This window comes from Streptomyces sp. RG80 (genome assembly GCF_040446465.1).
Taxonomy (GTDB): Bacteria; Actinomycetota; Actinomycetes; order Streptomycetales; family Streptomycetaceae; genus Streptomyces.
The window spans coordinates 946,209-960,129 of sequence record NZ_JBEAAJ010000001.1 but is presented as its reverse complement, the minus strand read 5'-3'; the positions used below and the strand labels follow the sequence as shown (position 1 = coordinate 960,129).

Annotated in this window: 9 protein-coding genes; 7 read left to right on the top strand and 2 right to left on the bottom strand. The window is 71.2% G+C overall.

Annotation, left to right across the window (positions count from 1 at the left end):
* Window positions 1–21: 21 nt before the first annotated feature.
* Window positions 22–756 carry an ABC transporter permease gene (locus ABKA17_RS04425; RefSeq protein WP_353690478.1) on the bottom strand — a complete coding sequence of 245 codons (735 nt, stop codon included), beginning with the start codon at window positions 754–756 and terminating at the stop codon, window positions 22–24.
* Complete coding sequence (locus ABKA17_RS04420; protein ID WP_353690477.1) at window positions 753–1,670, bottom strand: ABC transporter ATP-binding protein; 918 nt, start codon at window positions 1,668–1,670, stop codon at window positions 753–755. The genes ABKA17_RS04425 and ABKA17_RS04420 overlap by 4 nt, the downstream gene beginning before the upstream one ends.
* Before the next feature lie 196 nt (window positions 1,671–1,866).
* Between ABKA17_RS04420 and ABKA17_RS04415 the strand changes: the two genes are divergently transcribed.
* From ABKA17_RS04415 to ABKA17_RS04385, 7 genes are all read left to right on the top strand, one after another.
* Window positions 1,867–3,636: an ABC transporter ATP-binding protein gene (locus ABKA17_RS04415; RefSeq protein ID WP_353690476.1), complete on the top strand. Its 1,770-nt coding sequence runs from the start codon at window positions 1,867–1,869 to the stop codon at window positions 3,634–3,636.
* Entirely contained in the window at window positions 3,633–5,495 is a 1,863-nt protein-coding gene (locus ABKA17_RS04410; RefSeq protein ID WP_353690475.1) for an ABC transporter ATP-binding protein, read from the top strand. The genes ABKA17_RS04415 and ABKA17_RS04410 overlap by 4 nt, the downstream gene beginning before the upstream one ends.
* Before the next feature lie 19 nt (window positions 5,496–5,514).
* On the top strand, window positions 5,515–7,266 hold the full coding sequence (locus ABKA17_RS04405; RefSeq protein ID WP_353690474.1) for an ABC transporter ATP-binding protein: 1,752 nt from the start codon (window positions 5,515–5,517) through the stop codon (window positions 7,264–7,266).
* Window positions 7,263–9,014 carry an ABC transporter ATP-binding protein gene (locus ABKA17_RS04400; protein WP_353690473.1) on the top strand — a complete coding sequence of 584 codons (1,752 nt, stop codon included), beginning with the start codon at window positions 7,263–7,265 and terminating at the stop codon, window positions 9,012–9,014. The genes ABKA17_RS04405 and ABKA17_RS04400 overlap by 4 nt, the downstream gene beginning before the upstream one ends.
* A 333-nt stretch (window positions 9,015–9,347) precedes the next feature.
* Complete coding sequence (locus ABKA17_RS04395) at window positions 9,348–11,357, top strand: M4 family metallopeptidase (protein WP_502994145.1); 2,010 nt, start codon at window positions 9,348–9,350, stop codon at window positions 11,355–11,357.
* A gap of 299 nt (window positions 11,358–11,656) precedes the next feature.
* A complete protein-coding gene (locus tag ABKA17_RS04390) occupies window positions 11,657–13,324 on the top strand; it encodes a M4 family metallopeptidase (RefSeq protein ID WP_353690471.1) in 1,668 nt (555 codons plus the stop codon).
* A gap of 70 nt (window positions 13,325–13,394) precedes the next feature.
* Window positions 13,395–13,901, top strand: a complete 507-nt coding sequence (locus ABKA17_RS04385; protein WP_353690470.1) for a DUF1990 domain-containing protein — start codon at window positions 13,395–13,397, stop codon at window positions 13,899–13,901.
* The last annotated feature ends 20 nt before the right edge of the window (window positions 13,902–13,921 follow it).

Below are 13,921 nucleotides of genomic sequence, written 5' to 3'. Positions count from 1 at the left end.
TCAGTCTGCACGGCCCGGCCCTTACTCCCAGCGGAAGAAGCGCCGCGCGGCGGCCGTGAGCAGCACCGCCCAGGCGACGAGGACGCCCAGGTGGCCCCAGGCGGGCCAGTCGCCGGCCGCCGCCTGGTTCAGGGCCTCGGCGGCCGCGCCGAACGGGGTGTACCCGACGATCCTGGCGAGGACGTCCGGCATGGTCTGCACCGGCGCCCACAGGCCCGCGCAGAACATCGCCGGGAAGAACACCATCGACCCGATGGCACCGGCGATCTTCGTCGTCCGGGACAGGGCGCAGACCACGGCGCCCAGGGCGAGGGCGGCGAGCACGGTCAGGACCAGGGCGAGGACGTATCCGAAGGGCTGCTCGGGCAGTCGTACGCCGAAGACCGCGCGGCCGACGACGAGGGCGAGCAGCGACGACGCCAGGGCGGCACCGCCGTACACCAGCATCTGTGCGGACAGCAGGGCCGACGGGCGTACCGGGGTGGTGGACATCCGGCGCAGGATGCCGCGCTCGCGGTAGCCGGTGAGGGTCTGGGGCATGGCCTGGATGCCGCCGACGATCAGGCCGAGCAGTACGGACACGGGGACGTAGACGTCGATGGTGCTCAGGCCGCCGAGGTCGGCCTGAGCGTCGCGGAAGGAGGGGATCGAGCCGAGGATCACCAGCAGCAGGGTCGGGAACAGCAGGATCCAGAAGACGGCGCCGGGTTCGCGGCCAAAGAGCTTGAGTTCGGTTTTCAGGACGGCGGTGTTCATGCCGTTGCCCCCTCGGTGACGGTGTCGGTGAGGTCCAGGAAGGCGTCGTCCAACGTGGCGTCGGTGACGCGGAGTTGGTGGGCCGTGATGCGGTGGCGGGCCAGCAGTGTGAGGACGGCGTTGACGGTCTCGTCGGTGCCGGAGAGCGTGACGCGGCTGTCCTTGTGCTCGATCGAGGCCAGTGCGGGCAGGGCGGCCAGGTCGTGGTCGTCCAGCGGGGTGGACGGGGTGAAGCTGATGACGGTGGCGCCCGCCGAGCGGCGGATCAGACCGGCCGGGGTGTCGAGGGCGGCGATCCGGCCCTGGTCGATCACGGCGATCCGGTCGCAGAGCCGCTGCGCCTCCTCCATGAAGTGCGTGACGAGCAGGACCGTGACGCCGCTCGCGCGGACCTCCTCGATGAGTTCCCAGGTGTCGCGGCGGGCGCGTGGATCGAGGCCGGTGGTCAGCTCGTCGAGGACGACCACGCGGGGGTTGCCGATGAGGGCGAGCGCGATGAACAGGCGCTGTTTCTGGCCGCCGGACAGCTTGGCGAACCGGGTGCCCAACTTCCCGGTCAGGCCGAGGCGTTCGGCGAGGCGGCGCCAGTCGGCGGGCCGGTCGTGGAAGGCGGCGTACAGCTCCAGGGCCTCGCGGACGGTGAGTTTGGGCTGGAGTTCGCTCTGCTGGAGCTGGGCGCCGAGGACCCGGGCGACCCGCTCGTGGTCGGCGATCGGGTCGAGGCCGGTGACGCGGACGCGGCCGGCGTCGGGGACCCTGAGCCCCTCGACGCACTCGACGGTCGTGGTCTTGCCGGCTCCGTTCGGGCCGAGGACGCCGAAGATCTCGCCCTCCTCGACAACGAAGGAGACACCGTCCACGACGGTCCGGCCGTCGTAGGACTTGCGCAGTTCGGTGACTTCGATGACGGACATGGCATCAGCGTCGCGGTGGGCCGGGGGCGCGCACATCGGCCGTCGCGCTCGAAGCGGCATCAGCCGATCGGTTGACCCGGGGGTACGACGGTGCTGTGCGGCGGGTCGAACGCGCAGGTCGTAGGACCATGGCCCGATCGCGGTCCGGCCAAAACTAGGTCGTCGTCGTCAGTGCCGATCCGTAGGCTCGCTGCTGATGCCCACGACACCCGCACCCGCCCAGAAACGTTCCGCCGTCCGCACCCTGCTGCGCCTGTGGCCGTACGTCCGGCCGATCAAGGCGCGGCTGATCACCGCCGCGGGCGTGGCGATCCTCGCCTCCTGTACGGGGCTGGTGATCCCGCTCGTCCTGAAATGGATGGTGGACGGGCCGGTCGCCGACCAGGACCCGGCGGGTGTGTGGCTCGGCGCGCTCTACCTGCTGCTGCTCGGGCTGGCGGAGGCGCTGCTGTTCGGGCTGCGGCGCTGGCTGGTGGCGCGGCCGCTGTCGCACGTCGAGGCGGAGATGCGGGCGGATCTGTACGGGCATCTCCAGCGGCTGCCGGTGTCCTTCCACGACCGGTGGGCGTCGGGACAGCTGCTGTCCCGGGGCACCACCGACCTGATGCTGCTGCGGATGTTCCTCGCGTTCCCGCTGACGTTCCTGCTGGTCAACGGGGTCACCATCCTCATCGGCGTGATCATCATGCTGCTCCAGGACTGGACGCTGGGGCTGGTGATCCTCGGGCCCGCCCTGCCCGTGATCGTCACCTGTGTCCTCTTCGAGCGGCGCTACTTCCATGTGGCGCGGCTCGCCCAGGACCAGGTCGGCGATCTGACCACGGTCGTCGAGGAGAGCGTGCTCGGCATCCGGATCATCAAGGGCTTCGGACGGCACCGGAGCCAGGCGCGGGCGTTCCGTGAGCTGTCCCGGACCCTGCGCGGCACGGAGCTCCGCAAGGCCCGGCTGCTGGCCTCGATCTGGGGGGTCATCGTGACCCTCCCCGAGATCGCCATCGGGGCCGCGCTGGTCCTCGGCTCGATACAGGTGGCCGACGGGGATCTGTCGGCGGGGACCCTGGTCGCCTTCCTGTCCACGGCGCTGGCGCTGCGCTGGCCCATCGACTCCATAGGCTTCCTGCTGGCGATCAGCCAGGACGCGGCGAGCGCGACCCAGCGGTACTTCGAGGTGCTGGACGAGGTGCCGGAGGACACGACGGTCGCCGTGACCGACGGCACCCGTGAGGACAGCGGGCTCCGGTTCGACCAGGTCGTCTTCCGCTACCCAGACGCCCCATCCGACTCCCCGCCCGTCCTCGACCGTATAGACCTCCACATCCGCCCCGGCGAGTCCATGGCCCTGGTGGGCGCCACCGGCAGCGGCAAGACCACCCTCACCGCCCTCGTCCCCCGCCTGCACGAACTCACCTCCGGCCGGATCACCCTCGACGGCGAGGACATCACCGCCATGTCCCGGGAGGAGCTGCGCTCCAGGGTCGCCGTCGCCTTCGAGGAACCCACCCTCTTCTCCGCGACCGTCGGCGAGAACGTCCTCATGGGCGACGAGGAGGGCGACCTGGACCGCGCCCTGGCCGTCGCCCAGGCCGACTTCGCGCACGACCTCCCTCAGGGCACCCGGACCCAGGTCGGCGAACAGGGCCTGAGCCTGTCCGGTGGACAGCGCCAACGCCTCGCCCTCGCGAGGGCGGTGGTGGGCCGCCCCCGCTTCCTGGTGCTCGACGACCCGCTGTCCGCCCTGGACGTCCACACCGAGGCCGCCGTGGAAGCCGCGCTGCGGGACGTGCTCGCGGAGACCACCGCGCTGATCGTGGCGCACCGGCCCTCGACCGTGCTGCTCGCCGACCGGGTCGCCCTGCTCGCCGACGGCCGTATCACCGCCGTGGGCACCCACCACGAACTGCTGCGCGCCAACGCCGAGTACGCCCACCTCATGGCGGGGTCCGGGGAAACGGAGGACGACCGATGACGGCGCCGACGAAGGCCGCACCCGCCACCGCCGACGACGAACCGGACGTCCAGGGGGAGAAGGGCGACGGCGATCCCTTCGACCGCGACGTCCTGCCCACCCCGCCCCGCGCCACCCGCGACCTGCTGCGCTCCCTGCTCGCGCCGATGCGGGCCCGCGTCCTCGGGGCCGCGCTTCTGCTGCTGCTCCAGCAGGCGGCGGTGCAGGCGGGGCCGCTGCTGGTGGCGTACGCGATCGACAGCGCGGTGCCCGCGTTCCGGGAGGACCGGCACGGGCCGCTGATCGCCGTGGGCGTCGGCTATCTGCTGTGCGCGCTGCTCGCGGGCGGACTCCAGTACGTGTTCATCCTGGTCTCGGCCCGGATCAACCAGGATGTGCTGCTCGACCTGCGCGGCCGGATCTTCCGGCACGCGCAGGCCCTCAGCGTCGACTTCCACGAGCGCTACACCTCGGGCCGGCTGATCTCCCGCTCCACCGCGGACGTCGAGTCGCTGCGCGAACTCCTCAACGAGGGGCTCCAGGAACTCATCACGGTCGTCCTGTCGTTCGTCTTCATCTCGGTGATGCTGCTCTGGCTGGACCTGGGCCTCGGCGCGGTCGCGGTGGCGTCCTTCGTGCCGCTCTACCTGCTCGTCCGGATCTACCAGCGGCGCGCGGGCGAGGTGTACACCCGGCGCTCCACCGCGATCGCCGCCGTCATCGTGAAGTTCGTCGAGACGATGAACGGCATCCGGCCGGTGCGGGCGTTCCGCCGCGAGAAGGCCAACGACGCCGACTTCGCCGTGCTCAACAAGCGGCACGAGCGCACCAACGGCGACGCGCTCCTGGAGATGGCCCGCTATGTCGTCGGCTCCCGGCTGGTCGCCAACACCGCCGTCGCGCTGATCGTGCTGTGGGGCGCCTACCGGGTGGCGGGCGGCACGCTGGAACTCGGTGTGCTGGCCGCGTCGGTGCTGTATCTGCGACGCCTGTACGACCCGATCGACCGGCTCGGGATGTTCCTCAACTCCTACCAGTCGGCGGCGGCCTCCCTGGAGAAGATCGCGGGCCTGCTCGCGCAGACGCCGTCGGTGCCGGAGCCGTCGACGCCCGTCGAGCTGCCCGCGCTGGAGTCGGAGCACCCGGGCCGCGAGGTCGTCTTCGACGGCGTCCGCTTCGCCTACCGCACCGGCGGTGAGGTCCTGCCCCGCTTCGACCTCACCCTGCCGGCCGGCCAGACGGTCGCGGTGGTCGGCTCGACCGGCGCCGGCAAGTCGACCCTCGCCAAGCTCCTCGCCCGCTTCTACGACCCCTCCGAGGGCCGGGTGCTGCTCGACGGGGTCGATCTGCGCGACCTGACCGTGCCCGAACTGCGGCGCGGGGTGGTCATGGTGACGCAGGAGGCCTTCCTGTTCTCCGGCACCGTCGCCGACAACATCGCCATCGGTCGGCCGGACGCGGGCCGGGAGGAGATCGAGCGGGCCGCGAAGGCGATCGGCGCCCATGAGTTCATCAGCGCGCTGCCCGACGGCTACGACACCGACGTCCGCAAGCGCGGTGGCCGGATCTCCGCCGGTCAGCGTCAACTCGTTGCGTTCGCGCGGGCGTTGCTGGCCGATCCGGCGGTGCTGATCCTGGACGAGGCGACCAGCTCGCTGGACATCCCCGGCGAACGGGCCGTGCAGCGTGCGATGTCGACGGTCCTGCACGGCCGTACCGCCGTGGTGATCGCCCACCGGCTCTCCACCGTCGAGATCGCCGACCGGGTGCTGGTGATGGAGCACGGCCGGATCGTCGAGGACGGGCCGCCCGCCGAACTCGTCGCGGGGACGGGCCGGTTCGCGGATCTGCACCGCGCGTGGCGCGACAGCCTGGCGTAGGGGATCGGGGGAACGACAGGTGATCGACGCGTACGAGGATCCCGGCACGCCCGACCGGCGGGGCGGCTGGCGGTATCTGTGGTGGCTCGTGCGGTGCCAGGCGGGGCGTTCGGCCGCCGGGGCGCTGCTGGCCAGCGTGTGGATGGTGCTGCTCGCCGCGACGCCGTTCCTGATGGCCCGCGCCGTGGACGAGGGCCTCCAGAAGGACGACATGGGCGCCCTCGCCCTGTGGACCGGGCTGCTGATCGTGGTCGGGGCGGTCAACGCCTGGCTGAGCATCATGCGGCACCGCACGATGACGCGGGTGCGGATGGACGCCAACTTCCGCACGGTCAAGGTCGTCGTCGGACACGCGGTCCGGCTCGGGGCCGCGCTGCCTCGGCAGATCGGGACCGGGGAGATCGTGACGATCGGCGTGGGGGACGTCAACCAGATCAGCTCCGCGCTGACCGTGGTCGGCCCCGGCGTCGGCGCGGTCGTCGCCTATCTCACGGTCAGCGGACTGCTGCTGACCGTCTCCGTCCGGCTCACCGTGGTGGTGCTGCTCGGGATGCCGCTGATCGCCCTGCTCGTCGGCCCCCTGATGCGCCGGCTCCAGGGCACCGAGACGGAGTACCGGGAACGCCAGGGCATCCTCACCGCCCGCATCGGCGACCTCGCGTGCGGTCTGCGCGTCCTCAACGGGCTCGGCGGCAAGGGCCTGGTCGCCGACGCCTTCCGCCACGACTCGGCCCGGCTGCGCCGCCAGGGCTACCGGGTCGGCTCGGTCACCAGCTGGATGCAGGCCCTCGGCCTGGGCCTGCCGACGCTGTACCTCGCGGTGGTCACCTGGATGGCGGCCCGGATGGCGGCCCAGGGCACCCTCACCGTGGGCGAGCTGGTCTCGGTGTACGGCTATGTCGCGGTCCTGGTGCGCCCGGTGTCGTACTTCGTCGACTGGGGCTACCAGCTCGGCCGGGGCGCGGTGGCCGCGCGGAGAGTCGTAGCGCTGCTGAGGCTGGAACCGGAACCGGAGGACGGCACACGCGAGGCCCCGTCCGAACCATCGGTCCTCCACGACCCCGAGTCGGGCGTACGAGTCCTGCCGGGCCGCCTGACGGCCCTGGTGAGCGCCCGCCCCACGGACGCGACGACGGTGGTGGACCGCCTGGGCCGCTACGAACGGTCGGGCGTGCTGTGGGGAGGCGTGCCGTTGAGCGACATCCCGCTGCCCCAGGTGAGGTCCCGCATCCTGGTGGCTGAGCACGAGGCGGACCTGTTCGCAAACACCCTGTACGAAATGGTGGGCGGCAGGGCAGCGCCCCTCAGGGGCGCGGGGAACTGCGCGACCAGCCACGACGAACCCGCACCCGCCGACGCACTCTCCAACGCGCTCCACACATCCGCGGCCGAAGACATAGTCCAAGCCCTCCCCGACGGCCTCGACTCCCCCATCGACGCCCAGGCCCGCAACCTCTCCGGCGGCCAACGCCAACGCGTCCGCCTGGCAAGAGCCCTGCACGCCGACCCGGAGGTACTGCTCGCCGTGGAACCCACCTCCGCCCTGGACGCACACACCGAGGCAAGGGTGGCCGAACGACTCAGCGCAGCCCGCAAAGGCCGTACGACCGTGATCACCACCACCTCCCCGCTGATGCTCGACCGCATGGACACCGTCGTCTACCTGGTGGACGGCAAGGTCGCGGCCACCGGCACCCACCGACGGCTCCTCGCCGACGACCCCGGCTACCGCGCCCTCGTCGCCCGGGACACCGAGGAGGTCGTGGGATGACCGGCGGCCGACTGCCGATCGCGGAGCCCTCCGACGTACGGAAGGCCTCCGTACGGCTGGTCCGTGCCGACGGCCGCGCCTTCCTCGGCGTCCTCGCCCTGAACGCCGCCGCGGCGGCCGCGGGCCTCGCCGGCCCCTGGCTGCTCGGCCGGATCATCGACCAGGTCCAGGCGGGCGCCGGTGTGGGCGCGGTGGACCGCGCGGCGCTCGGCATCCTCGCCTGCGCGGGGACCCAGCTGCTGCTGGCCCGCTGGGCCCGCTACGCGGGACACCGCTTCGGCGAACGCACCCTCGCCCGGATCCGCGAGGAGTTCGTCGACCGCGCCCTGTCCCTGCCGGCGTCGGTGGTGGAACGGGCCGGGACCGGCGATCTGACGGCCCGGGGGACGGCCGACGTGGCCACCGTCGGCACCACCCTGCGTGACGCCGGGCCCGAGCTGCTGATCAACATCGTGCAGGCGTTGTTCCTGCTCGGCGCGGTCTTTCTCATCGATCCGCTGCTCGGTCTGATCGGCGTGTTCGGCCTGACCCCGATCTGGTTCGTGCTGCGCTGGTATCTGCGGCGGGCCCGGGCCGCCTATCTCGCCGAGGGCGCGGCGACCTCGGACGTCGCCGAGATCCTCGCGGCGACGGCGGCGGGCGCCCGCACGGTGGAGGCGTTCGGGCTGCGGGAGCTGCGGGTCGCGGCGAGCCGCGAGGCGCTGGAGGAGTCCCGGCGCCGGCGGTTTCACACGCTCTTTCTGCGCTCGGTGTTCTTCCCGGTGGTGGAGGTGTCGTATCTCTTCCCGGTGGCGGGTGTGCTGCTGATCGGCGGCGTCCTGCACGCGCACGGCACGGTGAGTCTCGGCGCGGTCGTGGCGGCCGGGCTGTATCTCAGGCAGTTCGAGGGGCCGCTGGACGAGATCCTGGTCCGGATCGAGCAACTCCAGAGCAGCGGTGCCTCGTTCGCCCGGGTGGAGGGGCTGGCGCGGGCCCCGCGGAACCCCCGCGAGGACTCCCCGGCGCCGGTCGGCGACCGTATCGACGTGACCGGCGTGCGCTACTCCTACGGGCGGGGCGGTGACGTGCTGCACGGCGTCGACCTGACCGTGCGGCCCGGGGAGCGACTGGCCGTGGTCGGGCCGTCCGGTGCCGGCAAGACCACCCTGAGCCGACTGCTGGCGGGCGTCGACGCGCCCACCGAGGGCAGCGTGACGGTCGGCGGGGTGCCCGTCGTGGAGCTGGGTCCCGAGCAGCTGCGCCGCCAGGTCGTGCTGGTCACCCAGGAGCACCATGTCTTCCTGGGCTCGGTCCGGGCCAACCTCCTGATCGCCGAACCGTCCGCCGGGGACGCGCGGTTGTGGGCCGCGCTGGAGGCCGTCGGCGCCGATGCCTGGGTACGGGAGCTGACCGAGGGCCTCGACACCGCGCTGGGCGAAGGGGGTTGCCCCACCGACGGTTCCCAGGCACAGCAACTCGCCCTGGCCCGGGTGGTCCTGGCCGACCCGCACACCCTGATCCTCGACGAGGCGACGGCGTTGCTCGATCCGGCCACCGCCCGGCACACCGAGCGCGCCCTGGCCGCCGTACTGGAAGGCCGTACCGTCATCGCGATCGCGCACCGGCTGCACACCGCGCACGACGCGGACCGGGTGGCGGTGATGGAGGACGGGCTGCTGTCCGAACTCGGCTCGCACGAGGAGCTGGTGGCGGCGGACGGCGCGTACGCGGCGCTGTGGCACTCGTGGCACGGGGACCGGCCGTCCTGACCCGGGGGCACCGCGCCAACGGTCCTGACTTTCAGGCAAATTGCCCGTATACCGAACATGACCATCCGGGCAACGGACGATTTCCAGCCAACTTCCTGACGCGGTCCTGACAGAAACCGCAAACTCCTGCCACTCTTCCCACGGCCCCGCCACAGCAACCCCACAGCACCCGCACAGTGCTGTGCCGCGGCCGAACTCCCGCACGCGCAATGCCCGTTCTGCCCGGCCGGCCACACGTGCCGTCCGGTCTCCCCCGGCCGCGCGACCCGCGGCCCGCAGACGCAGGAGTCAGTGTTGAGAGAGAGTTCCTCCCACAGACGCACCTCCCACACCATGCACCGCAAGGCCGCCGCCGTAGCGCTGGTCGGCGTGTCCGCACTGATCGCCGCGGCCGTCCAGTCGGGCGCCGCGTCCGCAGCCCCGGAGAAGGCACCGTCGGCCGCGGGCAAGGTCATTCCGGGCGCGGAGTCGGTCAAGCTCACCCCGGCCCAGCGCGCCGAGCTGCTCCGTACGGCCAACGCCGCCAAGGCGGACACCGCCAAGGAGCTGGGCCTCGGCGCCAAGGAGAAGCTGGTCGTCCGTGACGTCCTCAAGGACGGCAACGGCACGGTCCACACCCGCTACGAGCGCACCTACGACGGTCTGCCCGTCCTCGGCGGCGACCTCGTCGTGGAGTCCACGAAGGCCGACGCGACCGAGGCCGTCGTGAAGGCGACCCGCGCCGCCATCAAGCCGGCCACCACCACGGCCGCCGTGTCCGCCGCCAAGGCCAAGACGCAGGCGCTCAGCGCGGCGAAGGCCGAGGACGCCAAGAGCCCCGACGTCAACCGCGCCCCGCGCAAGGTGATCTGGGCCGCCGACGGCAAGCCGACGCTGGCCTACGAGACGGTCGTGGGCGGCTTCCAGCACGACGGCACCCCGCAGGAGCTGCACGTCGTCACCGACGCCACCACGGGTCAGAAGCTGTACGAGTGGGAGGCCATCGAGACCGGCACCGGCAACACGGTGTACTCGGGCACGGTCACCCTCGGCACCACGCAGTCGGGTTCGACGTACAACCTCACCGACGGCGCGCGCGGCGGCCACAAGACGTACAACCTCAACCGCGGCACCTCCGGCACCGGCACGCTGTTCTCCGGCGCCGACGACATCTGGGGCAACGGCAGCGCCTCCAACCTGGAGTCGGCCGCCGCGGACGCGCACTACGGTGCCGCGCTGACGTGGGACTACTACAAGAACGTGCACGGGCGCAGCGGCATCCGCGGTGACGGCGTCGGGGCGTACTCCCGCGTCCACTACGGCAACAACTACGTCAACGCGTTCTGGTCCGACAGCTGCTTCTGCATGACGTACGGCGACGGCTCGGGCAACACCAACCCGCTGACGTCGATCGACGTGGCCGCGCACGAGATGACGCACGGGCTCACCTCCAACACGGCCGGACTCAACTACAGCGGTGAGTCGGGCGGTCTGAACGAGGCGACCTCGGACATCTTCGGCTCGACCGTCGAGTTCTACGCCAACAACTCCTCCGACGTCGGTGACTACCTCATCGGCGAGGAGATCAACATCAACGGCGACGGCACGCCGCTGCGTTACATGGACAAGCCGAGCAAGGACGGCTCGTCCAAGGACAGCTGGTACTCGGGGATCGGGTCCATCGACGTGCACTACTCGTCGGGCCCCGCCAACCACTTCTTCTACCTGCTGAGCGAGGGCAGCGGCACCAAGACCATCAACGGTGTCAGCTACAACTCGCCGACCGCGGACAACCTCCCGGTCACTGGCATCGGCCGGGACAAGGCGGAGAAGATCTGGTTCCGGGCGCTGACCACGAAGTTCACGTCCACGACCAACTACGCGGCGGCCCGCACCGGCACCCTCGCGGCGACCGGTGAGCTGTACGGCACCACGAGCGCCGAGTACAAGGCCGTGCAGGACGCCTGGGCGGGCGTCGCGGTCGGCGCGCGCTCCGGTGGCGGCGGCGGTGGCGGCACCTCCTTCGAGAACGCGACCGACGTATCGATTCCGGACAACGGCGCCGCGGTGACGTCCTCGATCGCCGTCACGGGCCGTACCGGCAACGCGCCGTCGAACCTCGCGGTGGCGGTCGACATCGTGCACACCTACATAGGTGACCTCCAGGTGCAGCTCGTCGCGCCCGACGGCACGGCGTACACGCTGAAGGCGTACGGCACCGGTGGCAGCACGGACAACCTCAACACCACCTACACGGTGAACGCGTCCTCCGAAGTCGCCAACGGGACCTGGCAGTTGAGGGTCCAGGACAACGCGGCCATCGACACCGGCTACATCAACAGCTGGAAGCTCACCTTCCCGTAGGCCGCACGGCCTACCGGCTTCCCAGGACAGGGCGCCGCCCCGGTGGTTCGACTCCCCGGGGCGGCGCCCTCTTTTTGCCAGCTCCTTGCCGCCCGATTGTTGGGCCTTTGCCGAGGTCAACTCGCTTTACACGGCCGCAATGTTCACGCACCCGTTGGCTTTCGGCCAACATCACGTCGGGGTCATGACATGTACGCGGCGCAGATGTCACTCTTCCTCACACCCGCCGCACAACTTCACAACCACCCCGGCCCGGTTGCCCCACGACCGGACCCGGACTCCCCCACCAAGGAGCTTGTGTGACCCCCGTCTACGCGCGTCACAAGCGCACCACTCTGGCCATCGCCACCGCTGTCGCCGCCGGAGCCCTCCTCGCCACCGGTCTGACCACCGGCACCGCCGCCGCGCAGAGCCCGGCGGAAGCCACGGGCAAGGCCACCCTCGCCGCCGCCCCCCTCCAGCTGTCTCCGGCCGCGCGCACCACGCTCATCAAGCAGCAGCAGGCCGGTGCCTCCGAGACCGCACAGGAGATAGGCCTCGGCGCCAAGGAGAAGCTGGTCGTCAAGGACGTCGTGAAGGACGCCGACGGCACCGTCCACACCCGTTACGAGCGCACCTACGCCGGTCTGCCGGTCCTCGGCGGCGACCTGGTCGTCCACGAGTCGAAGTCCGGCGCGGCCAAGGGCGTCTCCCGGGCGACGACCAAGAGCATCAAGGTCGCCTCCCTGACCCCGAAGCTCACCGTCGCCAAGGCCGAGAAGCAGGCGCTGACCGCCGCCAAGGCCGCGGGCTCGGAGAAGACCGCCGCCGACGGCGCGCGCAAGGTCGTCTGGGCCGGCTCGGGCACCCCCGTCCTCGCCTACGAGACGATCGTCGGCGGCTTCCAGGACGACGGCACCCCGAACCAGCTGCACGTCATCACGGACGCCGCGACCGGCAAGAAGCTCTTCGAGTACCAGGGCATCGAGAACGCGACCGGCACCGGCAAGAGCCTGTACTCGGGCACGGTCAGCCTGACGACCACCCTGTCGGGCTCCACGTACCAGCTGACCGACGGCACGCGCGGCAGCCACAAGACGTACAACAAGGCCCACGGCACCAGCTCCTCCGCGGGCACGCTCTTCACGGACGCCGACAACACGTGGGGCACCGGAGCCGCCTCCAGCTCCACCACCGACCAGACCGCGGCCGTCGACGCCGCCTACGGCGCGGCGACCACCTGGGACTTCTACAAGTCCACCTTCGGCCGCAGCGGCATCAAGAACAACGGTGTCGCGGCCTACTCCCGGGTCCACTACGGCAACGCGTACGTCAACGCGTTCTGGGACGACAGCTGCTTCTGCATGACGTACGGCGACGGCGAGTCCAACACGCACCCGCTGACCTCGCTGGACGTGGCCGGCCACGAGATGAGCCACGGCGTCACCTCGAACACGGCCGGTCTGAACTACAGCGGCGAGTCCGGCGGGCTCAACGAGGCGACCTCCGACATCTTCGGCACGGGTGTGGAGTTCTACGCGGCCAACTCCAACGACGTCGGTGACTACCTCATCGGCGAGGAGATCGACATCAACGGCGACGGCTCCCCGCTGCGCTACATGGACAAGCCCAGCAAGGACGGCGGCTCGGCGGACTCCTGGTCCTCCTCCGTCGGCAACCTGGACGTCCACTACTCGTCCGGCGTCGCGAACCACTTCTTCTACCTCCTCTCGGAGGGCAGCGGCGCGAAGACGATCAACGGCGTGAGCTACAACTCGCCGACGTCCAACGGCTCCACGGTCACCGGCATCGGCCGCGCCAAGGCGCTGCAGATCTGGTACAAGGCGCTGACGACGTACTTCACGTCGACGACCAACTACAAGGCGGCACGCACGGGCACGCTCTCGGCGGCCTCCGCCCTGTACGGCTCGACCAGCACCGAGTACAAGGCGGTCGCCGCGGCCTGGTCCGCGGTCAACGTGAGCTAGCCCGAGGGGGCTCGCCAGGGCGGCACCCGGGACGAAGGCATTCCCGGGCGCCGCCCTACCCTTGACTCCCATGTCCTTCACGTACGACGACGTAGGCGCGACCCGGCAGAACGGTTTCTGCCCTCCCGGCTTCCACCCCCTGCACGTCCGCACCCGCATCGGCGAGGGCGAGCAGGTCTTCCGCCGCGCCTCCGAGGCGGTCCTGACCTGGGAGATGCACCGCGCGATGGGCGTGGGCATCGACGCCACGGCGGACCGCGCCGCCCCCGACGTCGACGTCACCGTCACCCTGGCCGGCGTGATCAAGGCACCCTGCCGCGTGGTCTGGACGGTCGAGGAACACCGCCGCGCCGGCTGGGCCTACGGAACGCTTTCCGGCCATCCCGAATGCGGCGAGGAGTCCTTCGTGGTCGACCGCACCGGAGACGGCACGGTCTGGCTCACCATCTCCGCGTTCAGCCGCGGGGCGAAGTGGTACGCCCGGGCGGGCGGGCCCGCGACCCGCGGCCTCCAGCACGCCTACGCGCGCCGGTGCGGGGTGGTGCTGCGGAAGCTGTGCGGCGGGGAGGAGGACTGAGCCGGACCATCGGCCGGCCC

Bases quoted from the DNA above. Each gene is read 5' to 3' on its own strand.
- ABKA17_RS04425 (WP_353690478.1), bottom strand. From the start codon at position 756: ATGAACACCGCCGTCCTGAAAACCGAACTCAAGCTCTTTGGCCGCGAA.
- ABKA17_RS04420 (WP_353690477.1), bottom strand. From the start codon at position 1,670: ATGTCCGTCATCGAAGTCACCGAACTGCGCAAGTCCTACGACGGCCGG.
- ABKA17_RS04415 (WP_353690476.1), top strand. From the start codon at position 1,867: ATGCCCACGACACCCGCACCCGCCCAGAAACGTTCCGCCGTCCGCACC.
- ABKA17_RS04410 (WP_353690475.1), top strand. From the start codon at position 3,633: ATGACGGCGCCGACGAAGGCCGCACCCGCCACCGCCGACGACGAACCG.
- ABKA17_RS04400 (WP_353690473.1), top strand. From the start codon at position 7,263: ATGACCGGCGGCCGACTGCCGATCGCGGAGCCCTCCGACGTACGGAAG.
- ABKA17_RS04395 (WP_502994145.1), top strand. From the start codon at position 9,348: ATGCACCGCAAGGCCGCCGCCGTAGCGCTGGTCGGCGTGTCCGCACTG.
- ABKA17_RS04385 (WP_353690470.1), top strand. From the start codon at position 13,395: ATGTCCTTCACGTACGACGACGTAGGCGCGACCCGGCAGAACGGTTTC.